The organism is Frateuria hangzhouensis (genome assembly GCF_026410505.1).
Classification (GTDB): Bacteria; Pseudomonadota; Gammaproteobacteria; order Xanthomonadales; family Rhodanobacteraceae; genus Frateuria_A; species Frateuria_A hangzhouensis.
This window is the reverse complement of record NZ_JAPMIU010000016.1, coordinates 49,123-72,120: the sequence shown is the minus strand read 5'-3', so window position 1 is coordinate 72,120 and position 22,998 is coordinate 49,123. Positions and strand designations below refer to the sequence as shown.

Here is a 22,998-nt window from a genome sequence, read left to right as displayed (position 1 = left end):
GGCCGCTCTACAGACGAGGTCGAAGATTTCGCCTCAAGGAGCCCACGGCCTCCCCGGAAACACACTTGCTTGGTTCGCACCTCTGTGTGTGCGTGAGCAACATACAAGGAGCCCACTTGTGGGCGATCCTTTCGGCCGGCTCCCGCAAAGAGCATCGCCCACAAGTGGGTTCCTACAAAGGCCGCCCCGCCAGCCCGGGATACCCGCTCGGCTGGCCGATCGCGCTGATCCAGGTCACGGCCGCCTCGACTGCAGCGAAGGAAAATCGCCCACATGGCCACCGTCGCGAGCCCCTCTATGCGTGAATCCTCATCACCTGCGGGCACCTTCCCGCCCACCGCCGCGCTGCTCGCCGCCGCGCCGCACCGGCCGCTGTTCCTCGCCGGTGCGCTGGCGGTGCTGACCAGCATGGCCTGGTGGGCGCTGGAACTGGCCTCGATGCGCTTCGGATGGCACGGCTGGCCACAGCCGCCGGTGCCGCCGGGTTGGGCGCACGCCGTGCTGACCCAGTACGGCATGCTGCCGATGTTCATGTTCGGCTTCCTGCTGACCACGTTTCCGAAGTGGCTCAACCGGCCGCCCATACGGCCGAAGCGCTATGTGGCGGTGGCCGGCGCGGTGTTCGTCGGCTACCTGCTTTCGCACGTCGGCCTGATCGGCCTGCCATGGGTGCTGCGTGCGGGCATCGCATTGATGCTGTTCGGCTACCTCGTCGGCGTGGGCACGCTGGCCGGCGTGCTGCGTGCGGCGGAGCAGCGCAACCAGCATGCGTGGTCGTGCCTGGCGGGGCTTTGCCTGGGCCTGTTGGGGTTGATCGCCTTCCTCGGCTTCCTGTTCGGCGCGCCGGCGGACTGCGCGCGCTTGTCCGTCAAGCTGGGCACGTTCGGCCTGCTGATCCCGGTCTACTTCACCGTCGGCCATCGCATGATCGCCTTCTTCAGCGGCAACGTGGCCAGGAACTACGTGGTGCGCCGCCCGGCCTGGAGCCTGCCGCTGGCGTGGCCGCTGCTGCTGGCGCACCTGGTGCTGGACCTGGTCCACGCGCAGGCCTGGCTGTGGGTCGTCGACGCGCCGCTGGCGCTGCTGTTCGGCTGGCACGCGATCGCCTGGCAACCGTGGAAGGCGATGCGCCCGGGCGTGCTGGCGGTGCTGCACCTGGCGTTTGCCTGGCTGCCGATCGCGTTCGTGCTGTACACGGTGCAGAGCGTCCGCCTGTTCGCCGGGCAGGGCCCGGTGCTGGGGCTGGCGCCGCTGCACGTGCTGACCATCGGCTACTTCGGCTCGATGCTGGTGGCGATGGTCACCCGCGTGACGCAGGGCCATTCGGGCCGGCCGATGCAGATGGGGGCGATCCCGTGGTTGTGCTTCGCGCTGTTGCAGGGCGTGGTGCTGCTGCGCGTGTGGGCGGAGCTGGCGCGTGACAGCTACCTGTGGCTGGTGATCGCCGCCTGCGGCTGGCTGGTGGCCTTTCTGCCGTGGGTGGTGCGCTCGGCCTGGATCTACCTCACGCCCCGCGCGGACGGCAGGCCCGGCTAGGTCGCGCGCGAGACGATTTCCTCCTGTGGCAGGGTGACGCAGACGGCCGGTTCCGGCCGTGGGCATGACCCAGGTCAAGCGCGTGGGTGGCCCGGAATCTAGCCTGATGACGGGAACCACAGGAGACACCCACATGTCACGAATGCTGTCCACCGTCCTTGCGGCCGCCAGCATGCTGGCGCTCGCGGCCTGCTCCGGAAAGCAGGCCGCCGACGTCGCCTTGCCTTCGGCCGCAGCCGCCGCGCCGCTCGCGGCACCGGCCGATCTGGGCCCGCCCCAGGGCGAGCCGATCCACGCGGTGCTCACCAGCCCGCCACACGTGCCGCCGCCGATCCACCGCAACTATCCGGCCAAGGTCATCGTCGAGTTGGAGGTGATCGAGAAGGAGATGCCCATTTCCGAGGGCGTCACCTACACCTACTGGACCTTCGGCGGCACCGTGCCAGGCAGCTTCATCCGCGTGCGCCAGGGCGACACGGTGGAGTTCCACCTGAAGAACGCGCCCGACAGCAAGATGCCGCACAACATCGACCTGCACGGCGTCACCGGCCCGGGCGGCGGCGCGGCGTCGAGCTTCACCGCGCCGGGGCACGAATCGCAGTTCACCTTCAAGGCGCTCAACGCCGGCATCTACGTCTACCACTGCGCCACCGCGCCGGTCGGCATGCACATCGCCAACGGCATGTACGGACTGATCCTGGTCGAGCCGCCGGAGGGCATGCCCAAGGTCGATCACGAGTACTACGTAATGCAGGGCGACTTCTACACCACCGGCAAGTACCGCCAGAAGGGCCACCAGCCGTTCGACATGGAAAAGGCCATCGACGAGAACCCCACCTACGTGCTGTTCAACGGCCACGAAGGCGCGCTCACCGGCGACAAGGCGCTTACCGCCAGGACCAACGAGTCGGTGCGTCTGTACATCGGCAACGGCGGCCCCAACCTGGTCTCCAGTTTCCACGTGATCGGCGAGATTTTCGACCGCGTGCAGCAGGAGGGCGGCACCCACCCGCAGGAGAACGTGCAGACCACGCTGATCCCCGCCGGCGGCGCGGCCATCGTCGAGTTCCACACCGACGTGCCGGGCAGCTACGTGATGGTCGACCACTCGATCTTCCGCGCCTTCAACAAGGGCGCGCTGGCGATCCTCAAGGTCGATGGCCAGGAAAACAAGGCGATCTACTCGGGCAAGGAGGTCGATTCGGTCTATCTGTCCGAGCGCGCCGAGCCCAACCTCAAGGCGGTCAGCGTCGCCGCCCGGGCGCACGCGGCCGGCACGCTCAGCAAGGACGAGCAGATCGCCGCGGGCAAGCAGCTGTTCACCGGCACCTGCTCGGTCTGCCACCAGGCCAACGGCGAAGGCCTGCCCGGCGTGTTCCCGCCGCTGGCCAGGTCGGACTACCTGGCCGGGCAGGACAAGAACCACCTGATCTCGATCCCGCTGCACGGCCTGACCGGCAGGATCACCGTCAACGGCAAGGACTACGATTCGGTGATGCCGCCGATGACCCAGCTCACCGACGACGAAGTGGCGAACCTGCTCACCTACGTGCTCAACAGCTGGGGCAACGCCGGCGGCCAGGTGAGCAAGGAAGAAGTGGCCAAGGTGCGTGCCCAGCCGGCTCCGCCGCAGACCGCGGAGCATTGACCGATGCGCCGCCGCCTCGCCTTCCTTCTGCTTGGCCTGCTGCTGGCCGTGCCGGCCGCGGCAGCGGACGATACCTCGTCGGCATACCGTCCGCTGCCGGGCGGCCGCTTCGCCAGCGTGCTGCCGGCCGATGGCAAGGCGGCGCCGGCGATCCTCGAACCCTTTCGCCTGCGCACCGAGCCGGTGACCAATGCCGAGTTCCTGGCGTTCGTCAAACGCCACCCTGAATGGCGTCGGGACCGCGTGCCGAACGTGTTCGCCGAAAAGCGCTACCTGTCGCACTGGGCCGCGCCCGACGCGCTCGGCCCCGGCGCTCTGCCACGCCAGCCGGTGACCCAGGTGAGCTGGTTCGCCGCCCAAGCCTACTGCGAAAGCGAGCACGCGCGGCTGCCGACCTGGTACGAGTGGGAATACGCCGCGGCCGCCGATGCCACCCGCACCGATGCACGCAGCGATCCGGCCTGGCGCGACCGCGTGCTGGCCTGGTACGGGCGCCCCTCCAACCAGGCGCTGCCGCCGGTCGGCGGCCAGCCCGACATCCATGGCGTGCGCGACCTGAACGGGCTGGTGTGGGAATGGGTCGAGGACTTCAACGCCATGATGACCAGCGCCGACAGCCGCGAGCAGGACGGCGCCGACAAGTTCAAGTTCTGCGGCGCCGGCGCCATCACCATGGAGCAGAAGGAAAACTACGCCACGCTGATGCGCGTGGCGATGCTGTCTTCGCTCAAGGCCACCGACACCACCGTCAACCTCGGCTTCCGCTGCGCAAAGCCCGACTGAAGGATTCGCCATGAAACGATTGTTGCTGACGCTCGCGGCGCTGCTTGCCGGCGGCGTTCACGCCGCCTCGCCGCTGCCGACCGATTCGGTTTACCAGATGGCGGTGCCGCTGACCGGCCAGGACGGCCACACCGCGCCGCTGGCCGCGCGCCGTGGCGAGCCGCAACTGGTGAGCATGTTCTATACCTCCTGCACGATGGTCTGCCCGATGATCATCGACACCATGAAAGCCACCCGCCGCGCCGCCGGCGAGCCGGGCCGTGTGGGCCTGCTGGCGGTGAGCTTCGATCCTGCGCGCGACAACGTCGATGCGCTGCGCCGCTACGCCGCCGCGCACAGGCTCGATGCGCGCTGGTGGACCCTGGCGCGCACCGAACCGCAGGACACCCGCGCGCTCGCCGCGCTGCTGGGCGTGCAGTACCGCAAGCTGCCCGACGGCGAGTACAACCACTCCAGCGCCTTGCTGCTGCTCGACGGGGAAGGGCGCATCGTGGCGCGCACCAGCATCATCGGCCGCATCGATCCCGAGTTCGTGGCCGCCGTGCGCAAGCTCGCTGGCGACTGATTTGGTGGAAGCGCGTACTCATCCGTCATCGGCCCGGGTTCACGGAGAAGAATCGCGCTCGATGCCACTCGCTTCTTCTGTCACATCGGCGCTGGCAGGTGGACCTGAGACGCGCCTCCGCTTGAGCGACCCGATCCATGCCCTGTGCCGCGACGCGCCTACGTGGATCGGTCTGTCGCTGACCACGCCGGGCGGGCCCAAGGTCACCCGCCATTTTTTCGTCCCGGCAAAGCCGCCTGCAGGAGTCCCGCATGTTCCCGATGACCCCCCCGTTCGCGCTGCTTGCCGCCCTGGCACTGGGCGCCGCGATGCAGTCCGCGCCGGCCCGCGCGCAGCACGACCACGCCACGCACGCCCACGTCACCCCAGCGGTGCCACCGCGGGCGCAGCGTTGGGATACCGATGCCGCGCTGCGCGATGGCATGGACCGGATCCATACCGCGCTGGAGGAATTGCGCCACTACGAGATGGGCCACATGGACCTGACCATGGCGCTCGACCGCGTGGGCCTGATCGAGCAGGCGGCGGCCGACATCTTCGCCAGGTGCAAGCTGCCGCCCCAGAGGGATGCCGTACTTCACGGCATGCTGGTGTCGCTGCTTGGCGCCGCGCGGGAATTCAGGGCCGACCCGCAGGACATGGCGCAGGTGGAAGCCATGCGCACCGCGGTGGCCGACTACCCGCGCTACTTCGATGCACCACGTTGGCATACGCCTACATCCGGAGCGCGTTGACCCCGCCTGGTGCCGCAAAAGCCAGGCGTGGATGTGACCTTCCCCGCACGGCGGGGGCGAAGGGCGGATGGAGGCGCTCTTGCGCTGAGCCGTCACCCCAACGGTGGCAGCCAGCGCCCGCTCGCCACGCATCGTGTCAATGCCTCACGCGCGGGTGCGATGTCGATTCCCCGCGCGGCCAGCCACCCCGGGTCGAACAGTGTCTCGGCATAGCGTTCGCCCGGATCGCACAGCAGGCTCACGATGCTGCCGCGCTCGCCACGGGCACGCATCCCCGAGGCCAGCTGCAGGCAGGCGACCAGGTTGGTGCCCGACGATCCGCCGTAGCGGCGGCCGAGCAGTTCCTCCAGCAACCGGGTGGCGGCGATGGAGGCGGTGTCGGGCACCTCGACCACCTGGTCGACCACGTCGAACAGGAAGCCCGGTTCCACGCGCGGGCGGCCGATGCCCTCGATCAGCGTCGGCCGCTGCGCCACCGCCTCGCGGTCGCGCGTGCGCCAGCCCTGCACGAAGCCGCTGCCCGCCGGCTCGGCCACGCACAGGCGGGTGTCCAGGCGGCGGTAGCGCAGGTAGCGGCCGATGGTGGCGGAAGTGCCGCCGGTACCGGCGCCGCAGACGATCCACGCCGGCACCGGCTGCGGCTCGCGCACCATCTGCTGGATGATCGATTCGGCAATGTTGTTGTTGCCGCGCCAGTCGGTGGCGCGCTCGGCCCGGCCGAACTGGTCCAGGTGGCTGGCGCCGCGCGCGGCGTGTGCGGCGGCGCGCGCGTGCACCTGGGACGGGTCATCGACCAGGTCGCAGGTGCCGCCCAGCGCCTGCACCTCGCGGATCTTGCGCGGCGCGGTGCACGCGGGCATCACCGCGGTGAAGGACAGGCCCAGCAATCGCGCGAACCAGGCCTCGGAGATCGCGGTGCTGCCGGAGGAGGCGTCGACCACGGCCTGACCCTCGTGCAGGCGGCCGTTGCACAGCGCATAGAGATACAGCGAACGCGCCAGACGATGCTTGAGGCTGCCGCTGGGATGGGCCGATTCGTCCTTGAAATAGAAGTCGATGCCCGGAAAGCCGGCAAGCGCCAGCTTGAGCAGGTGCGTGTCGGCCGAGCGTGCGGCTTCCTGGGCGAGCGTGTCCAGCGCGCCGTGCACCCAATGCCGCGTGGCCTGCCGTGGCGGGTCGATGAGGCGCAAGGTGTTTTCCATGAGGTTTCCGGTGAGGGGCGCTCGTGCCGAGGCGTCTGCGCAGCCACGCGTGGTGCATGATGGGAATGCCGGGCAGCACGCGAGCCAGGTCGCATCGCGGTTCTTCCGCCCGGGACAAATCCATGCTCGACGATGCACGGGCCAGCGCGCTTGACCCAGGTCAGCACGAACACGGTCCGCCGTGGGCGCAATGTCGCAGCCGGTGGCCGGCCGCGAGCGCCGGTGGCGCTGGTTTCGCGCTTGCCTGTGCCCTGATGCAGGTCATGGCCCGGCCGGGCGCAGCGGCGCAAGCTGGCGGCTTGTCGCAAAAGGCCGCGAGGGCCTTGTCATGGCCACCTGGTATCCCTGGATTCTGCTCATCCACCTCGCCTGCGCCATCGTGTTCGTCGGCGCGGCGGCGTTCGAGGTGTTCGTGCTGGAGGGCCTGCACAAGCGCTTCGATGCGCCGACCATGGCCACCATCGAACAGGCGGTGATGGCGCGCGTGCGCCGGTTCATGCCGTTCGTGGTGCTGCTGCTGTTCGTCAGCGGTGGCATGCTGTTCGACATCCGCTGCGACGGCATCGCCTGCGTCGGCACGCGCTTCGGCGGGTTCCTGCTGCTCAAGGTTGCGCTGGCGTTCGGCGTGCTCGGCGTGTTCGTCAATGCGGTATGGACCGGGGCGCGTGGGCGCATGAGTGGGTGCCGCTTCCGTCACACCCATCGCGTGGTGCTGGCGTTGATGGTCGGCATCGTGTTCCTGGCCAAGACCATGTTCTACTTGTAAGTCCCATCCCCAAGGAGCAAGCGTCATGTCGAAAGTGAAGTTCAAGGGCGAGCCGGTCGAGGTCACGGGCGCGTTCCCGTCCAAGGGTGCGGCGGCACCGGCGTTCACGCTGGTCGGCAAGGACCTGGCCGACGTGACGTTGTCCAGCTACGCCGGCCAGCGCAAGGTGCTCAACATCTTCCCCAGCATCGATACGGGCGTATGTGCCGCCTCGGTGCGCCGCTTCAACGAGCTGGCGGCCAAGCTCGAGAACACCGTGGTGCTGTGCATCTCGGCCGACCTGCCGTTCGCGCAAGCGCGCTTCTGTGGCGCCGAAGGGCTGGACCGGGTGGTGATGCTCTCGACCATGCGCGGCCGCGATTTCCTGGGCGACTACGGCGTGGCGCTGGCCACCGGTCCCCTGGCCGGCCTGGCGGCGCGCGCGGTGGTGGTGCTGGATGCGGACAACCGCGTATTGCATGCGCAGCTGGTGGACGAGCTGACGAACGAGCCCGACTACGACGCGGCGCTGGCGGCTTTGGGCTAGCACCAGGCTTGTTGCAGAAGCCCACTTGCAGGCGATGCTTTTGGCTCGGCCGGGGAAGTGCATCGCCCACGAGTGGGCTCCTACGGGGCTCCCGTGCAGCCGGCGCGGACTCCCCGGTCGGGAAGTCAGCGGCTGACGGAAACCAGCGGCACGCCGATGCCGCGGGCGTTCGGGTTCAGGCCCAGTCCGTACTTGAGGCTGCGGCCGATGCGTTCGGCATAGTCGATCATCTGCGTCGCGCCGGCCTCATCCAGTTCCTCGGCGCAGGTGGCGCGCCACAGCGACAGCCAGTGGTCGAAATGTTCCGCGCGGATCGGCAGTTGCCGGTGCGCGGACATCGGGTTGCCGCGGTAGCTGTTGGCGCGCAGCGCCACCGAGCACCAGAACGAGGTGAGCAGACGCTTGTGTTCCGGCCAATCGTGGACGACGGCGTTGAACACCGGGCCGATCATCGGATCGGCGGTGACCTTGTCGTAGAAATGATCGACCAGGCGAGCGATCGCGGTTTCGTTGAGCGTGGATTCGGACATGTCGTTATCGGTTGGGCCGCGCCGCGGTGTGGCCGCGGCGCGGCTCCCATATTACTTGGCGCGGCTGATCGTGCCCTTCATAAGGGCGGCGTGGCCGGGGAAGGAGCAGAAGAAGCTGTAATCCTGGCCGGGCTTGAGCGCATCGACCTTGAAGGTGGTCGAGTCACTCTCGCCACCGCCGATGATCTTCGTGTGCGCGATGACGCGGCTGTCGCCGGGCTTGATGTAGTTGTTGTCGATGCCGGCCTTGGCGCCGTCGGCGACGATGCCCGGCTCATCGGCGGTGGAGGACACCACCACGTTGTGGCCCATCGCGGCCTTGGGCAGCTTGCCCACGTGCTTGAGCGTGATGGTGAACTGCTTGCAGGTGTTGGGCACCACGATCGACTTCTGGTCGAACTGCATGGCGTCGTTGCCCTGGATGGTGGTCGAGCAGTTGGACGCGGCCCAGGTCGGGGCGGCGACGAGGGCAAGCAAGGCGACAGCGAACAGACGGCGTTTCACGGAGACTCTCCTTTGCTTTCGGGGGAAGGGGAGGGTGCCGGTGCCCCGGTCGGGGCCGGACCGTCGAGCGGCTCGTCCTCCATCAGCGGCAGCACGGCGGGGCTGTCCAGGTCGTCGAACTGCTGGTGGTTGGCGGCCCAGAAGAACAAGGCCACGGCGACCAATACGATCACCCCGGTAACCGGGATCAGCACCAGCAGGATGTTCATGCGCGCAACGCCGGGGCGGCGTGCCCGCGGCCCACGCGCAGGCCATTGAGCACCACTACCAGCGAACTGGCCGACATGCCGATCGCGGCCAGCCACGGCGGCACCAGGCCGGCGGCGGCGAAAGGCACGGCCAGCAGGTTGTAAGCCAGTGACCAGCGCCGGCCCTGGGCGACCACGCGGGCCAGTTCGCGCGCGATGCGGCGCGCCTGAAGCAGCCCGTCCAGGCGGCCGCGCGCCAGCAACACGCCGGCGTGCGCCTGGGCCAGATCGGTGCCGGAGGCAAGTGCCGCGGAGACGTCCGCGCCGGCCAGCGCCGGAGCGTCGTTGCTGCCGTCGCCGATGGCGAGGGTGACGTGGCCTTGCGTGCGCGCCACCTCGAGCAGCGCCAGCTTGTCCGCCGGCGACTGGCGGCCGGCCCAGCGCGTGATGCCCAGCGCGCTGGCGACGGTGGCCACGCGGGCGCGGGTGTCGCCGCTGGCGAGTGCGGTGACGATGCCTTCGCGGCGCAGCGCCTGCAACGTGGCGGCGGCATCGGCGCGTGGTGCTTCGCTGACATGGAAAGCGGCCAGCGGACCGTGGATATCGGCCAGTAGCAGGGTGCCGGCGGCACTCGCCGGCACGGCGCGGCCGCTCGGCGCCAGCGCGAAATCGGGCCGACCCAGGCGCAGCGCGTGGCCATCGACCTCGGCGCTGATGCCGGCGGTGGCGGTGATCACCAGCGATTCCACCGGCGGCGTATCGCCGGTCCACGCGGCGGCCAGCGCGGCGGCCAGCGGATGGGTGCTCTCGCGCGCCAGTGCGGCGGCCAGTCGCAGCGCGTCGGTGGGCGCCAGGCCCTCGCGCAGCGGCTCGACCGCATCGGGCTCGAGCCAGGGCGTGGTCAGCGTGCCGGTCTTGTCGAACAGCGCGTAGTCGACACGGGCGAGCGTGTCGAGCGCGGCCGGCTCGGTCACCAGCACGCCGCGGCCGGCGAGCACGGCCAGCGCGCGGGTGAGCGCGGCCGGGCGGGTCAGTGCGAAGGCGCAGGGGCAGGCCACCACCAGCACCGCGACGGCCGCATCGAAGGCGCGCGTGCGGTCGATGTACAGCCAGGCCAGCGCGGTGAGCACGGTGAGCACGAGCACGCGCAGCACGAAGCGGCTGGCATCGCGGTCGGCCGCGTCGACCGGCTCGCGCGCCTGGCGCGCCCGGCCGGCGAGCCGGCCCAGGCGCGCGGCGGTGGTGTCATCGCCGCTGTGCTCCACGCGCAGGTCGGCCGGTCCGCCGAGCACTACGGAGCCGGCGACCAGCCGCTCACCACGCTCCCGCCGCCGCGGGTGCGATTCGCCCGAGAGCAGTGCCTCGTCCACCTCGATCGAGGCGCTCTCCAGCACGCCATCGGCCGGCACTGTGCCGCCCTCGGCGATGCGCACGCGGTCGCCGGCGAGCAGTTCCAGCGCGGGCACGGTTTCCAGGCTGCCGTCGGCGCGGCGCCGTTCGGCCAGCAGTGGCGTGGCGTCCTGCGCGGCCTCGCCCAGCGCACCGCTGGCGTGGCGCGCGCGCAACTCGACGTGGCGCGCCGCCAGCAGCAGGAACACGAACATGCTGACCGAATCGAAATAGATCTCGCCGTGGCCGCGCACGGTGCTCCACACGCTGGCGCCGAAGGTCAGCACGATCGCCAGCGAGACGGTGAGGTTTACGCCCAGCCGGCGCATGCGCAGTTCGCGCCAGGCGCCGGCGAGGAACGGCTGCGCCGAGTAGGCGATCACCGGCGCGGTGGTCAGCAGGCTGAGCCAGCGAAACAGCCCACGCGTGGTGAAGTCGACGAAATCGACCACGCCGATGTACATGACGAAGGCGTAGGTCATCACCTGCATGGCGCACATGCCGGCGACCAGCAGGCGCTTGAGCGCGTCGGTGGCCTCGCCGCTGCGGGCGTCGTCGATCTGGTCGCGGCGCAGTGGTCGTGCGCTGCAGCCGGCAGCGGCGAAGGCGTCGAGCAGTTGCGGCAGCGCGAGGCGGGCCGGGTCCCACACGATGCGCGCGCGTTGCGCGCGGGCGTCGATTGCCACGCGGCTGACGCCGGGCAACGCATGCAGGCGCTCGTCCAGGCGCAGCACCTGGCGTGCGTCGGCGAGGCCTTCGATGCGCAGCACGGTCTCCGCGCGTCCGTCGCGGCGCGGCCGCACCACCTGGGCGGCCAGCCGCGGATGCAGCCACGCGGCGTGTGCGCCAACGGCGTTCATGGGGTGCGTCCCGGCTCGCCGGCCGCGGCATCGGATGCACGCGCGGACTTGCCGCTGCCCGCGCCCGCCTTGGCCGCGTCCGCCCCGTGCACCGGCATGTCCAGCAAGGTGTGCGGATGGGCGTCCTCCACCGGCACGTCGGCGTAGCGCGAGCTCAGCACGATGGTCCAGATGCAGCCGGCCAGCGACGCGACCAGGATCACCGCGCCCAGCCACAGCACGGGCTGCCGGTACCAGGCGTCGGCTCGTGCCGGCGCCGCTTCAGCGGGAGGCTTGCGCTGCTGCATCGCCTTGGCGGGACAGGTGGTAGACGTAGGCGGCCAGCACGCGGATCTGGTCGTCGGTCAGGCGTTTGCTCCAGGCCGGCATGTGGCCCTGGCGGCCGCCGCCGATGGTGTGCACGACATCTTCGAACTTGCCGCCATGCAGCCAGATGTGGTCGGTCAGGTTGGGCGCGCCCAGCGCGGGATTGCCCTTGCCCTGCGCGCCGTGGCAGGCCGCGCAGGTGGTGAACAGCGGCTGGCCGGCGGCGGCGCGACTGGCGTCGTGCGGCGAGCCGGACAGGCTCAGCACGTAGTTGGCCAGGTTTTTGACGTTGTCCTCGCCCAGGCTCGCCCACGGCGGCATCAGGCCGCTGCGGCCGTCATGGATGGAGGACAGGATGTCCTTGCCGCTGCCGCCGTAGAGCCAGTCGTCGTCGATCAGGCTGGGCGCGCCCAGCTTGACGTTGCCGTAGCCACCGCGGCCATGGCAGGCGGCGCAGTTGTCCACGAACAGGCGTTCGCCCATCTGCAGCGCGGCCGGATCGTCGGCCAGCTGCTCGACCGGGTATTGGCGGAAGCGCACCACCAGTTCGTCCAGCTTGGCGTTGTTGATCGACTCGGCCCTGGCCAGCTCGCCGTGCGCGCTCCAGCCCAGGATGCCCTTGTGGTTGCCGAAGCCGGGGTAGAGCACCAGATAGGCGGCGCCGGCGACGAACATGGCGCCGGACAGCAACAGCCACCACAGCGGCAGGTTGCGCACGCCCTCGCGGATGGTGCCGTGGGCCCACACGTGGCCCGAGGTGTCATCCGACAGTGTCGGGATTTTCGCCCGCGGTGCCCACAGGTAAAGCAGGAACGTGATGCCGAAGTTCAGCACCACCAGGAACATCACCCACAACGACCAACCCGGACTCACGGCTGTTCACCCTTGTCATGCTTGTCTTTCCCAGCGGTACGCGGGTTGCCCGGCACCGGTCCTTCCGGTTTGTCTTCCATGGGAAGCTCGCTCATCCGCTTGAAGGTGGAGCGGTGGCGCTTGCGCCAGGCCCAGATCCAGATGCCGATGAAAACCAGCATCAGCAGCACGGTGACCGCGCCGGTCAGGTGTCCCCAGAAGGGGTTCATCATGGGATGGTTCATGGCATGCCTCCGTGACCGGTCGGCACCGGCACCTTGCCCGCCGGCTCGTTCTGGATGCCCAGGCCCTGCAGGTAGGCGATCAGCGCGTCCATCTCGGTCTTGCCGGCAAGCGCCTGTCTGGCGCTGGCGATGTCCGCGTCGGTATAGGGGTCGCCCAGCTGGCGCAATACGCGCATGCGCGCCTCGATATCCTCCGCACTGATCTTGTTGTGTTCCAGCCACGGGTAGGCCGGCATGTTGGACTGCGGCACCACCTGGCGCGGATCCTCCAGGTGCAGGCGCTGCCAGTCGTCGGTGTACTTGCCGCCGACGCGCGCCAGGTCCGGGCCGGTGCGCTTGGAGCCCCACTGGAAGGGACGGTCGTAGACCGACTCCTGCGCGGTGGAGAAGTGTCCATAGCGCTGGGTTTCGGCGCGCAGCGCGCGGATCATCTGCGAGTGGCACAGGTAGCAGCCTTCGCGCACGTAGACGTCCTTGCCGGCCAGCCGCAGCGGGTCGTAGGGCTTGACCCCGGCCGGCGCCTTCACCGCGTGCGCTTCCATGAACAACGGCGTGATCTCGGCCAGGCCGCCGATCGACACCATGATCGCGGTCAGGATGCCCAGCAGCGCGGCATTCTTCTCGATGATTTCGAAATGCTTGTAAGCCATGACTTGGGGTTCCTCAGCCCACACCCGGCAGCGGCTCGGGTACCTGGTGCGGGTCGGGCTCGGGGATCGGCACCGGGATCGGCTTGATCAGCCGCGCGCGCGCATCGGCGGCGGTGTGCCACAGGTTCCAGGCCATCAGCACCATGCCGGCCAGAATCACCACTCCAGCGAACCAGCGCGTCCAGTACATCGGCTGGATCGCCAGCAGGCTGTCGATGAACGGATAGGTGAGCGAGCCGTCCGGCAGCGTGGCGCGCCACATCAGCCCCTCGGTGACGCCGGCGACCCACATCGAGCCGACGTACAGCACCACGCCGAACACGTGCAGCCAGAAGTGCCATTCCATCGCCTTCTGCGAATACATCGCCGGGCGGCCCAGCGCGCGCGGCGCCATCGCGTAAAGCGATCCGATGGTGATCATCGCCACCCAGCCGAGCGCGCCGTTGTGGACGTGCGCCACCGTCCAGTCGGTGTAATGCGAGAGCTTGTTGACGGTCTTGACCGCCATCATCGAGCCCTCGAAGGTGGAGCCGGCGTAGAACACCAGCGCCAGCACCATGAACTTGGCGGCCGCATCGGTCTTGAGCTTCGGCCAGGAGCCGTTGAAGGTCATCAGGCCGTTGGCGGCCGAGCCCCAGCTGGGCATCAGCAGCACCAGCGAGAACGCCATGCCGACCGACTGCACCCAGTCCGGCAGCGCGGTGTACATCAGGTGGTGCGCGCCGGCCCACATGTACACCGAGATCAGCGCCCAGAAGTTCACGATGGAGAAGCGGTAGCTCCACAACGGCTGCTGCGCCTGGCGCGGCACGAAGTAGTACATCATCCCCAGGAAGCCGGCGGTCAGGAAGAACGCCACCGCGTTGTGGCCGTACCACCACTGCACCATCGCATCGACCACGCCCGAATAGATCGGGTAGGACTTGGACAGCGACACGGGGATGACCAGGTTGTTGACGATGTGCAGCAGGCCGACCGCGATGATCCACGCGCCGTAGTACCAGTTGGCCACGTAGATGTGCTTGATGCGCCGCCGCGCCAGCGAGCCGAAGAACACCACGCCGATGCTCACCCACACCACGGCGATCAGGATGTCCACCCACCATTCGGGCTCGGCGTATTCCTTGCTCTGGGTGAGGCCCAGCGGCATGGTGATCATTGCCGCGAGGCAGGCCGCTTGCCAGCCCCAGAAGGTGAACGCGGCCAGCCGCGGATAGGCCAGCCGGGCGTGCCCGGTGCGTTGCACCACGTAGTAGCAGGTGCCGATCAGCGCCGAACCGCCGAAGGCGAAGATCACGCCGAAGGTGTGGTCGGGACGGATGTGGCTGAAGGTCAGCCAGGAGGTATCGAAGTTGAACAGCGGCCACGCCAGCTGCGCGGCTGCGAGCACGCCGACCGACATACCGATGATGCCCCACACGGCCGCGGCCAGCAGGAATTGGCGCACGACCTTGTCGTTGTAGTACTCGGTATTGGGCATGGAAGGATTCCGCTGGTGTTGTGCGTATTGTCCGTTGCAGTGTGCGTTGCCCGTTGACGTGGATCAGATGGCTGCGACAAACCACCGCGAGTTCGGCTGTGGCCGGTTGTCGCAGCATTGCTCTGATCGAATTCCGGCGCGCGGACGGGCGCGGCATGCGGCCATGTTCCGCTTGGCGCGTGGGCATGCGGTGAACCTCCGGCACGCTGATCTGGATCAGGGCAGCCCCGCACCGCGGCCGGCATGCTGGCGTCACAGCAACAGACAGCCGCCATGACCCACGTCGTCACCGAGAACTGCATCAACTGCAAGCACACCGATTGCGTTGAGGTGTGTCCGGTCGACGCCTTCCACGAAGGCCCGAACTTCCTGGTCATCAACCCCGACGAGTGCATCGATTGCACGCTCTGTGTGGAGGAGTGCCCGGTGGGCGCGATCTATCCCGAACTGGACATCCCGGCCGGACAGGAAGGTTTCCTGGCCCTCAATGCCGAACTGGCGCGCGAGTGGCCCGTGATCGTCACGAAGATCCCCGCGATGGATGATGCCGCGCGTTGGGATGGCGTGCCGGACAAGCTGCCGCTGCTGAAGCGCTAGCGCGGGCTTGCGGAAGGCAACTCCGCGTCGCGACCCCACCCGGTTGGGGTTGGGCTTCAGCTCACCATCACAGCCCCGGTAGGCCGAAGCCCACCCTGTGCACAGGCGCCGCGCCTGCTCCTGGCGACCAGGCGTCAACCGTCCTGCGGCACCCGTCGCAGATTCAGCGCATAACCGGCGGCCAGCACCAATGCCACCGCCAGCTGCGCGATCACCGACTGCCAGGTCGGGTAAATGCCCAGCAATTCGATGCGCGGCAAGGGTGCGGTGAGTACGCCGATCCAGCCGGCCTCCTGCAAGGCGGCGATGCCCTTGCCGGTGAGCACGATCGCCAGCAGCGCGATCAATGCCGAACTGGCCGAGAAGAACTTGCCCAGCGGCAGGCGTCGGCTGGTGCGCAACAGCAGCCAGGCGATTACCGCCAGGGTGAGCGTGCCGGTGCCGATGCCGGCAAGCAGCCAGCCGCGCGGACCTTCGCTCCACATCGCCACGTAGAACAGGATGGTCTCGAACACCTCGCGGTAGACCGAGATGAAGGCGAGCCCGAACAGGAACCAGGCCGAACGGTCCAGCGTGGCGGCCATCTTCGCTTTCAGGTAGGCCTGCCAGCGTCCGCCGACGCTCTTGCGATGCATCCATAGCCCCACGCACAGCAGCACCGCGGCGGCAAACAGCGAGGACAGCCCTTCGGTCAGCTCGCGCCCGGCGCCGCTGATGGTCACCGCGTAGCTGGCCACCGCCCAGGTGGCCAGGCCCGCCAGCAGCGCCAGGCCCCAGCCGGCGTGCACGTAGCGCAGCATCGCCGGGCGCTCGGCCTTGCGCAGGAAGGCCAGCAAGGCGACGACCACCAGCAGCGCTTCCAGTCCTTCGCGCACCAGGATGGTCCAGGCGCCGAGGAACGCCGAGGCGGCGTCGGCGGAGCCGCTGGCCAGCGTGGCCTGGGCGCGTTGCAGCAGGGTGTCGGCGAGGCGCTGCCTGGCCAGCACGTCGTCGCGGGCCACGCCACCGCCGACGGCGGTGCGATAGGCCGCCATCGCCGTTTCCAGCTCCGCGCGCAGCGTGCCGTCGCGCGCGTCCAGTTGCGGCTCGACCGGCTCGACGCCATCGAGGTAGGCCGACAGGGCCAGGCGCTGCGCCTCGTCGGTGTCGCCCTGCTGCCAGGCAGCCAGGCTGGCGCCGAGCTTCGCGCGTGCCAGCGCCAGCCCGGAGGCGGATTTGGGCAAGGCTTCCGGATGCGCCCGCAGATAGCCCACGATCGCCGCCGCCTGTCGCTCGCCCAGCATCGGCGCCAGTTGCGCCACGCGGGCGCGGGACAGCGTATCGAGATTGTCCAGCCGCGCGCGCGCGGCTTCGGCGTGCGGCCATGCCTGTGCGCCTTCGGTGGCCGCATCGGCGTAGGCCAGCGTGCCCACGTAGTAGGCCAGCGACCAGCGGTCCGGTTTCGACAGCGTGCCGGCATAGCCGGCCATCGCGGTGCCCTTGACGCCCTGGCTGATCGCCTCGAACAGCGACAATGCGCTGCGCTGGTCGGCACGGGTGCGGTCGGTGAAGTCGATCGGCGGCGGATCGAGCGCCGCCGCCGCGGGACCATCGCCCCGGCCGTGCGCGCCGTGACAGGCCGCGCAGGTCTGCTGGTAGAGCGCGGCGCCGCGGGCAAGATCGGGTGTGTGGGCCGGTGCCGTGGGCACGGGGTAGGCGGCGAGCAATGCATCGGCCAGCGCGTGGGCCTGGGCGGCGACCTTGTTGGCAGGCGCCTTCGCATCGATGAGTTGCACCAGTTGCTCGGCCTGGCCGCGCAGTCCGGCCGTATCCGGGTGCGCGGGCAACTGTGCCAGGCGCTGGCTCACGGTGCCGGCGAACTCGCGCATCTCGGCGTACTCGGAGGCGCTGGCCACCTGGCCGTCGCGCACGGCGCCGGCATAGTCGGTGGCCAGGTAATCGAGCATCTGCCAGGTCTGGCTGACCATCGCGGGTGCTGGAGCGGCGCCGGCGGCGGCCGCCGTGGCAGGGGGCGTCGGCAGGGACTGGGCGAAGGCGGGGCACGCAGCCACCAACAGGGCGAAGACCACGGTCCGGGCTGCCCACTCGTTGAGAATGCCTATCATTGCCTCAGTATAGGTCGTAACAGCACGAGGGGTGTCGGGCGTGTCGGGATGCCGCAGTTTCGCGAGAAAGATCGCGGAAGCCTGATCTTGTAGGGAACTCGAAAAACCCCCAAAGCTTTCGACTCCTACAAACAAGTCGCACGGAGGGAGTTATTCGAGGTTCCTTCAGGAGCGCACAGGCGCGCTCCTCAGCAGCGCCATCACCATCCCCCTAGCCGAGAACCAAAAAAACCGGGGCCTTGCGGCCCCGGCTTTGCATCCCGCGCCGGCTTCGCGAAGGAAGCCGGCCTGATGTTTCCTACTTCGCCACCACCCGTACCATTTCCAGGCACTTGTTCGAGTAGCCCCACTCGTTGTCGTACCAGCTGACCAGCTTGACGAACGTGGGATCGAGCGCGATGCCGGCATCGGCGTCGAAGATCGAAGTGCGCGCGTCGCCGCGGAAGTCCGTCGCCACCACCTTCTCCTCGGTGTAGCCCAGGATGCCCTTCAGGGCGCCTTCGGACTGCGCCTTCATCTCGGCGCAGATCTCGGCGTAGGTGGCCGGGTTCTCGAGCTCGACGGTGAGGTCGACCACGGACACGTCCGAGGTCGGCACGCGGAAGGACATGCCGGTGAGCTTCTTGTTGAGCTCGGGAATCACCACGCCCACCGCTTTCGCCGCGCCGGTCGAGGAGGGGATGATGTTCTCCAGGATGCCGCGGCCGCCGCGCCAGTCCTTGTTGCTCGGGCCGTCGACCGTCTTCTGGGTGGCGGTGGCGGCGTGCACGGTGGTCATCAGGCCGCGCTTGATGCCCCACTTGTCGTTGAGCACCTTGGCCAGCGGCGCCAGGCAGTTGGTGGTGCACGAGGCATTGGAGATGATCGCCTCGCCGGCGTACTTCTGGTGGTTCACGCCGTACACGAACATCGGCGTGTCGTCCTTGGACGGCGCCGACTGGATGACCTTCTTCGCGCCCGCGTCCAGGTGCTTCTGGCAGGTTTCCTTGGTCAGGAACAGGCCGGTGGACTCGATCACCACGTCGGCACCGACCTCGTCCCACTTCAGGTTGGCCGGATCGCGCTCCTGGGTCAGGCGGATGCGCTTGTCGTTGACTACCAGGTGGCCGCCGTCGATCGACACTTCGCCCTGGAAACGGCCGTGCACCGAGTCGTAGCGCAGCATGTACGCCAGGTAATCGGGCTCCAGCAGATCGTTGATGGCGACGATCTCGATGTCCTTGGAGAAGTTCTGCACGGCGGCGCGCAGCACGTTGCGACCGATGCGGCCGAAGCCGTTGATGGCGACCTTGATGGCCATGGGCATTTGCTTCCTCTGGTTCGTTGAAGGCGGCAGGCGGTCCGGCGACCGCAAAGAACGCTCATTTTAGCCTGAACCGGCGTGTGGCTTTCGGCACGGCGATAGCTGCCGAGGCACCTATCACCGCCGTCGCGCGTTCTTGCGCCGGGGCGTGCGAGGATGCGCTCGGGTCCATCCTCGCTGGAGCCACGCCATGCAAGCGCACGTCACCCCGTTCTTCCATGCGGCAACCTCGACCTGGAGCTATCTGGTGCGCGACCCGGCCAGCGGTGAGGCTGCGGTGATCGACCCGCCGCTCGACTTCGACCTGGCCTGCGGCGAGGTCGGCCACGCCAGCGCCGCGGCGATCCTGCAAGCGGCCGGGCGCGACGGCGCCCATGTGCGCTGGGTGCTGGAAACCCACGCGCACGCCGACCATCTCTCGGCCGCGCACTGGCTGGCCGAACGCTGCGGTGCGCAGACGGCGATCGGCGCAGGCATCGTGCAAGTGCAGCGGACTTTCCGCCAGCGGCTGGGCCTGGACGAGGAAGAGCCGCACCTCGACGCCAGCGCCTTCGACCGCCTGCTGCACGATGGCGACGAACTGCCGATCGGCAACCTGAGCATCCGCGTGTTGGCCACGCCGGGGCACACCGCCGACAGCGTGAGTTACCTCATCGGCGATGCGGTGTTCGTCGGCGATACCCTGTTCTCGCCGGGCGCAGGCTCGGCCCGATGCGATTTTCCCGGCGGGGACGCGCATGCCCTGTACCGGTCGGTCTGGCGGATCTATGGCCTGCCGGCCAGCCGCATGTTCCTCGCGCACGATTACCCTTCCGATGGTGCGGCGCCACGCGCGGAGGTGCCGATGGACGAACAGCGCAGCACCAACAAGCACATCCGCGAGGGCGTCGACGAAGCCGCCTTCGTCGCCATGCGGCAGCAGCGTGATGCCGGCCTGCCGCCACCGCGCCTGCTGTGGCCGGCGCTGCAGGTGAACATACGCGGCGGGCGCCTGCCGCCGCCGGACAACCACGGCCGGCGCTATTTCAAGCTGCCGCTGCAGTGGCGGGTGGAGTGAGGCACACTGGCGGGCCCTTTCCCGCGTGTTGCCTTCGATGATGTCCTTGCGCCGTTCCGCCGCCTGCCTGCTTGCCGGCTTCCTGCTCGTTCCCGGCGCCCGCGCCTGGGGGCCGGAGGGCCACCGCATCGTGGCCGAGCTGGCGCAGCGCCACCTGAGCCCCGCCGCCGAAGCGCAGGTCGAGCGCCTGCTGGCGCCGGAGCACACGCGCCGGCTGGCCGACATCGCCACCTGGGCGGACGACATCCAGGACGACCCGGCGCAAAAGGCGCTGTGGAAGGCCACGCGCAGGCAGCATTACATCAACTTCCGCGACCGCACCTGCGGCTACCAGCCGCCGCGCGACTGCCCCGACGGACGCTGCGTGATCGGCGGCCTCGCGCACTACGCGGCAGTGCTGGCCGACCGCAGCCAGAGCGAGGCCGCCAGGCGCGAGGCGCTGAAGTTCGTGGTGCATTTCGTCGGTGACGAACACCAACCGCTGCATGCCGGCTATCGGCCCGACAAGGGCGGCAACACGTTCCAGGTACGGTTCGAAGGCAAGGGCAGCAACCTGCACCGTGTGTGGGATTCCGGGATGCTGCGCACGCGCGCCCTGGATTGGCAGGATTACGCACAGCGGCTGGACGCACGTGGGCCGGTGGCCCTGCCGCCCGCGTCGGACACGCCCTACGTGGCATGGGCGCAGGAGTCGTGCCGGCTCAGCCGCGATATCTATCCGGACGGCCATGCGATCGATGCCGGGTACGTCGAGGCGGAACTGCCGCTGGCGGAGCGGCGCCTGCGCGAAGCGGGACGGCGGCTGGCCGAACTGTTGAACCGGACCCTGGGCTGATCGCGCAACGCGTCACACTGCATACGATTGCAGCCCGTCGCGTGCACGCCGCCATCTGCTAGCCTCGCGGCATGAACGCCGACAATCCGCTTCGCCGCACCAAGATCGTCGCCACCCTGGGCCCCGCCACCGACGCGCCGGGCATGCTCGCGCGGCTGATCGCCGAGGGCGTGGACGTGGTCCGCCTGAATCTGTCCCACGGCCAGCCGCAGGATCATCGCGCCCGCGCCATGGCGGTGCGCGACGCGGCGCAGGCGGCCGGGCGCGAAGTCGGCATCCTGGCCGACCTGCAGGGTCCGAAGATCCGCATCGAGAAATTCGCCCACGGGCCGGTCGAACTGCATCCGGGCGATCCGTTCGTGCTCGATTGCTCGCCCGACGCACCGCCGGGCGACAGTACCCGCGTGGGCGTCAGCTATCACGAACTGCCGAACGACGTGGTCGCCGGCGACGTACTGCTGCTCGACGACGGCCTGGTGGCGTTGAGCGTGCTCGAGGTGGACGGTGCGCAGGTGCGCTGCGAGGTGCTGATCGGCGGCCGCCTGTCCGACCGCAAGGGGCTCAACCGCCAGGGCGGTGGGCTGTCGGTGGCCGCGCTGTCGGACAAGGATCGCGCCGACATCCAGCTGGCTGCCGAAATCGGCGCCGATTTCCTGGCCGTCTCGTTCGTACGCTCGGCGGCCGACATGGAACAGGCCCGGCGCCTGCTGCGCGAGGCCGACGGCCATGGTGCGCTGGTGGCCAAGATCGAGCGCGCCGATGCGATTCCCGTGCTGGGCGAGATCATCGACGCCTCCGATGCAGTGATGGTCGCGCGCGGCGACCTGGGTGTGGAGATCGGTGACGCCGAACTGCCCGGCCTGCAGAAGAAGATCATTCGCGAGGCGGTCGCGCGCAATCGCGCGGTAATCACCGCCACGCAGATGCTGCAGTCGATGGTGACCGCGCCGATCCCGACGCGCGCCGAGGTGCTGGACGTCGCCAACGCGGTGATCGACGGCACCGACGCGGTGATGCTCTCCCAGGAAACCGCCGCCGGCGCGCACCCGGACGTGGCCGTGGCCGCCATGCGCCGCATCTGCCTGGGCGCCGAGCGTCAGTTCGAGCCGAAGGAAGACCTGGCCACCGCAGTGCACCGGCTCGACCGCGCCGACCAGGCGATCGCGCTGGCGGCGATGGTGCTGGCCGGCCAGTTGGGCGTACGCGCGCTGATCGCGTTGACCGAATCCGGTGCCACCGCGCAGTGGCTGTCGCGCTATCGCAGCGCGGTGCCGATCTTCGCGCTGTCGCCGGCCGCCGATGCGCGCAGGCGCATGCTGCTGCTGCGTGACGTGCAGCCGGTGGCGTTCAACGAGGTCAGCCAGAGTTCGGCCGCCAACGCGCGCGAGGCGGTGCGCCAGCTTTTCGCGCTGGGCAAGCTGGCCGAAGGCGACCGCGTGGTGCTCACCCAAGGCGACCGCGTCGGCGCCGGCGGCGGCACCAACACGCTCAAGCTGCTGCTGGTCGGCGCCGAAGGCATCGTCGAGAGCCTGCGCGATCTGTGAACATGGCTCTTTGCCTTCGCCTCCTCTCACCCTCTAATGGAGGATGGAGGTAGGGCCGAGGCTCGCGGGCATTTCATCAGCCTTCCCAACAGCCTTCCCAGCAGCCTTCCCAGCAGCCTTCCAAGAGCCCCGCGCCAGCCAGCGCCTCGCAAGAGCCGCCCCTCATCCAACCCTCTCCCCGGGTGGGAGAGGGAGCCAAAGCCGCGGCCCCGACCCTCGCGGCGCTACACTGCGACCCCCACACCCAGGAGGTTGCCATGAACCCGACCGTCCGCCGTCTCGCGTTCGCGACGCTGCTGGCCGCCGGCCTGCCAGTGGCAGCGCAATCGCTGCACAAGGTCGATCCGCAGCAGTTGAACGACTACTGGATCCTGCTCAACCACAAGGTCGACGTCGACGTGCCCAACAGCGCACGCAACGTCAACCAGCCCGGCTGCGCCGCGGTCAGCTACATGATCGGATCCGACGGGCTTCCGCGTGACCTCAAGGTCGAAAAGGTCTTTCCCGAGGGCGACTTCGGCAAGATCGCGATGAGCGCGGTCTCCGACTTCCACTACGGCCCCGCGCTGACCAACCAGCACCACGAGCCGGTGGCGACCTACTACGTGGTGCCGTTCAACGCTCCCACGGATCCGTCCGGCCAGCAGAAGGTGATGGCGCCCTGCCAGTTGCCGGGCTACCAAAGCTGAGCGTTGCCCGGCCGTCACGACGGCATTGCGGCATCCCGTTATAATCGGCGGTTCTTTGACCCGCCGCCCCTCACGGGCGGCGCAAATCCATTGCGGTGACCCCG

General features: G+C 69.0%; 24 protein-coding genes. 12 read left to right on the top strand and 12 right to left on the bottom strand.

The window, feature by feature from the left end; translation table 11 throughout:
• Positions 1 to 297 precede the first annotated feature (297 nt).
• The 5 genes from OSC30_RS14815 to OSC30_RS14795 all read left to right on the top strand — a co-directional run bounded on the left by OSC30_RS14815 (position 298) and on the right by OSC30_RS14795 (position 5,266).
• Positions 298 to 1,536: an NnrS family protein gene (locus OSC30_RS14815; RefSeq protein WP_267172641.1), complete on the top strand. Its 1,239-nt coding sequence runs from the start codon at positions 298 to 300 to the stop codon at positions 1,534 to 1,536.
• Between the two features lie 133 nt (positions 1,537 to 1,669).
• Positions 1,670 to 3,184, top strand: coding sequence for a copper-containing nitrite reductase (nirK, locus tag OSC30_RS14810; protein WP_267172638.1), 1,515 nt, complete (start codon positions 1,670 to 1,672; stop codon positions 3,182 to 3,184).
• 3 nt (positions 3,185 to 3,187) lie between these two features.
• Positions 3,188 to 3,967: a formylglycine-generating enzyme family protein gene (locus OSC30_RS14805; RefSeq protein WP_267172637.1), complete on the top strand. Its 780-nt coding sequence runs from the start codon at positions 3,188 to 3,190 to the stop codon at positions 3,965 to 3,967.
• A 10-nt stretch (positions 3,968 to 3,977) separates the two neighbouring features.
• The gene (locus OSC30_RS14800; protein WP_267172636.1) at positions 3,978 to 4,532 is read left to right on the top strand and encodes an SCO family protein; all 555 of its coding nucleotides are present in this window, start codon (positions 3,978 to 3,980) and stop codon (positions 4,530 to 4,532) included.
• A gap of 251 nt (positions 4,533 to 4,783) precedes the next feature.
• Positions 4,784 to 5,266 carry a DnrO protein gene (locus tag OSC30_RS14795; protein ID WP_267172635.1) on the top strand — a complete coding sequence of 161 codons (483 nt, stop codon included), beginning with the start codon at positions 4,784 to 4,786 and terminating at the stop codon, positions 5,264 to 5,266.
• A gap of 92 nt (positions 5,267 to 5,358) precedes the next feature.
• On the opposite strand, the gene OSC30_RS14790 is transcribed toward OSC30_RS14795, so the two are convergent.
• The gene (locus OSC30_RS14790) at positions 5,359 to 6,468 is read right to left on the bottom strand and encodes a PLP-dependent cysteine synthase family protein (RefSeq protein WP_267172634.1); all 1,110 of its coding nucleotides are present in this window, start codon (positions 6,466 to 6,468) and stop codon (positions 5,359 to 5,361) included.
• A 328-nt stretch (positions 6,469 to 6,796) separates the two neighbouring features.
• Between OSC30_RS14790 and OSC30_RS14785 the strand changes: the two genes are divergently transcribed.
• Positions 6,797 to 7,234, top strand: coding sequence for a CopD family copper resistance protein (locus OSC30_RS14785; protein WP_267172633.1), 438 nt, complete (start codon positions 6,797 to 6,799; stop codon positions 7,232 to 7,234).
• A 25-nt stretch (positions 7,235 to 7,259) separates the two neighbouring features.
• On the top strand, positions 7,260 to 7,760 hold the full coding sequence (gene tpx / locus OSC30_RS14780; protein WP_267172632.1) for a thiol peroxidase: 501 nt from the start codon (positions 7,260 to 7,262) through the stop codon (positions 7,758 to 7,760).
• 125 nt (positions 7,761 to 7,885) lie between these two features.
• On the opposite strand, the gene OSC30_RS14775 is transcribed toward tpx, so the two are convergent.
• The 9 genes from OSC30_RS14775 to ccoN are packed head-to-tail and all read right to left on the bottom strand — an operon-like array spanning position 7,886 to position 14,764.
• Positions 7,886 to 8,290, bottom strand: coding sequence for a group III truncated hemoglobin (locus OSC30_RS14775; protein ID WP_267172631.1), 405 nt, complete (start codon positions 8,288 to 8,290; stop codon positions 7,886 to 7,888).
• Between the two features lie 51 nt (positions 8,291 to 8,341).
• Positions 8,342 to 8,794: an azurin gene (azu, locus tag OSC30_RS14770; RefSeq protein ID WP_267172630.1), complete on the bottom strand. Its 453-nt coding sequence runs from the start codon at positions 8,792 to 8,794 to the stop codon at positions 8,342 to 8,344.
• Complete coding sequence (gene ccoS / locus OSC30_RS14765) at positions 8,791 to 9,003, bottom strand: cbb3-type cytochrome oxidase assembly protein CcoS (protein ID WP_267172629.1); 213 nt, start codon at positions 9,001 to 9,003, stop codon at positions 8,791 to 8,793. The genes azu and ccoS overlap by 4 nt, the downstream gene beginning before the upstream one ends.
• On the bottom strand, positions 9,000 to 11,231 hold the full coding sequence (locus OSC30_RS14760) for a heavy metal translocating P-type ATPase (protein WP_267172628.1): 2,232 nt from the start codon (positions 11,229 to 11,231) through the stop codon (positions 9,000 to 9,002). The genes ccoS and OSC30_RS14760 overlap by 4 nt, the downstream gene beginning before the upstream one ends.
• Positions 11,228 to 11,518 (bottom strand): hypothetical protein, encoded by a 291-nt coding sequence (locus tag OSC30_RS14755; protein ID WP_267172627.1) that lies wholly within the window; start codon positions 11,516 to 11,518, stop codon positions 11,228 to 11,230. The genes OSC30_RS14760 and OSC30_RS14755 overlap by 4 nt, the downstream gene beginning before the upstream one ends.
• The gene (gene ccoP, locus OSC30_RS14750) at positions 11,493 to 12,410 is read right to left on the bottom strand and encodes a cytochrome-c oxidase, cbb3-type subunit III (protein WP_267172626.1); all 918 of its coding nucleotides are present in this window, start codon (positions 12,408 to 12,410) and stop codon (positions 11,493 to 11,495) included. Before ccoP ends, OSC30_RS14755 begins: the two co-directional genes overlap by 26 nt.
• Positions 12,407 to 12,634: a cbb3-type cytochrome oxidase subunit 3 gene (locus tag OSC30_RS14745; RefSeq protein ID WP_267172625.1), complete on the bottom strand. Its 228-nt coding sequence runs from the start codon at positions 12,632 to 12,634 to the stop codon at positions 12,407 to 12,409. The genes ccoP and OSC30_RS14745 overlap by 4 nt, the downstream gene beginning before the upstream one ends.
• Positions 12,631 to 13,284 carry a cytochrome-c oxidase, cbb3-type subunit II gene (gene ccoO, locus OSC30_RS14740; RefSeq protein ID WP_267172624.1) on the bottom strand — a complete coding sequence of 218 codons (654 nt, stop codon included), beginning with the start codon at positions 13,282 to 13,284 and terminating at the stop codon, positions 12,631 to 12,633. The genes OSC30_RS14745 and ccoO overlap by 4 nt, the downstream gene beginning before the upstream one ends.
• Before the next feature lie 13 nt (positions 13,285 to 13,297).
• Positions 13,298 to 14,764, bottom strand: a complete 1,467-nt coding sequence (gene ccoN, locus OSC30_RS14735; RefSeq protein WP_267172623.1) for a cytochrome-c oxidase, cbb3-type subunit I — start codon at positions 14,762 to 14,764, stop codon at positions 13,298 to 13,300.
• Between the two features lie 273 nt (positions 14,765 to 15,037).
• Between ccoN and fdxA the strand changes: the two genes are divergently transcribed.
• Entirely contained in the window at positions 15,038 to 15,361 is a 324-nt protein-coding gene (gene fdxA, locus OSC30_RS14730; protein WP_267172622.1) for a ferredoxin FdxA, read from the top strand.
• A 134-nt stretch (positions 15,362 to 15,495) separates the two neighbouring features.
• Here fdxA and OSC30_RS14725 read toward each other — a convergent pair whose 3' ends face one another.
• Both OSC30_RS14725 and gap read right to left on the bottom strand, forming a co-directional pair.
• Complete coding sequence (locus OSC30_RS14725) at positions 15,496 to 17,328, bottom strand: FTR1 family protein (protein ID WP_267172621.1); 1,833 nt, start codon at positions 17,326 to 17,328, stop codon at positions 15,496 to 15,498.
• Between the two features lie 436 nt (positions 17,329 to 17,764).
• Positions 17,765 to 18,766, bottom strand: a complete 1,002-nt coding sequence (gap, locus tag OSC30_RS14720; protein ID WP_267172620.1) for a type I glyceraldehyde-3-phosphate dehydrogenase — start codon at positions 18,764 to 18,766, stop codon at positions 17,765 to 17,767.
• Positions 18,767 to 18,959: 193 nt separating this feature from the next.
• Here gap and OSC30_RS14715 point away from each other — a divergent pair, with 193 nt between their 5' ends.
• The 4 genes from OSC30_RS14715 to OSC30_RS14700 all read left to right on the top strand — a co-directional run bounded on the left by OSC30_RS14715 (position 18,960) and on the right by OSC30_RS14700 (position 22,894).
• Positions 18,960 to 19,826 carry an MBL fold metallo-hydrolase gene (locus tag OSC30_RS14715; RefSeq protein WP_267172619.1) on the top strand — a complete coding sequence of 289 codons (867 nt, stop codon included), beginning with the start codon at positions 18,960 to 18,962 and terminating at the stop codon, positions 19,824 to 19,826.
• Between the two features lie 40 nt (positions 19,827 to 19,866).
• Positions 19,867 to 20,661, top strand: a complete 795-nt coding sequence (locus OSC30_RS14710; RefSeq protein ID WP_267172640.1) for a S1/P1 nuclease — start codon at positions 19,867 to 19,869, stop codon at positions 20,659 to 20,661.
• 71 nt (positions 20,662 to 20,732) lie between these two features.
• Positions 20,733 to 22,205 carry a pyruvate kinase gene (gene pyk / locus OSC30_RS14705; protein ID WP_267172618.1) on the top strand — a complete coding sequence of 491 codons (1,473 nt, stop codon included), beginning with the start codon at positions 20,733 to 20,735 and terminating at the stop codon, positions 22,203 to 22,205.
• Positions 22,206 to 22,462: 257 nt separating this feature from the next.
• On the top strand, positions 22,463 to 22,894 hold the full coding sequence (locus OSC30_RS14700; protein WP_267172617.1) for an energy transducer TonB: 432 nt from the start codon (positions 22,463 to 22,465) through the stop codon (positions 22,892 to 22,894).
• Positions 22,895 to 22,998: the final 104 nt, after the last annotated feature.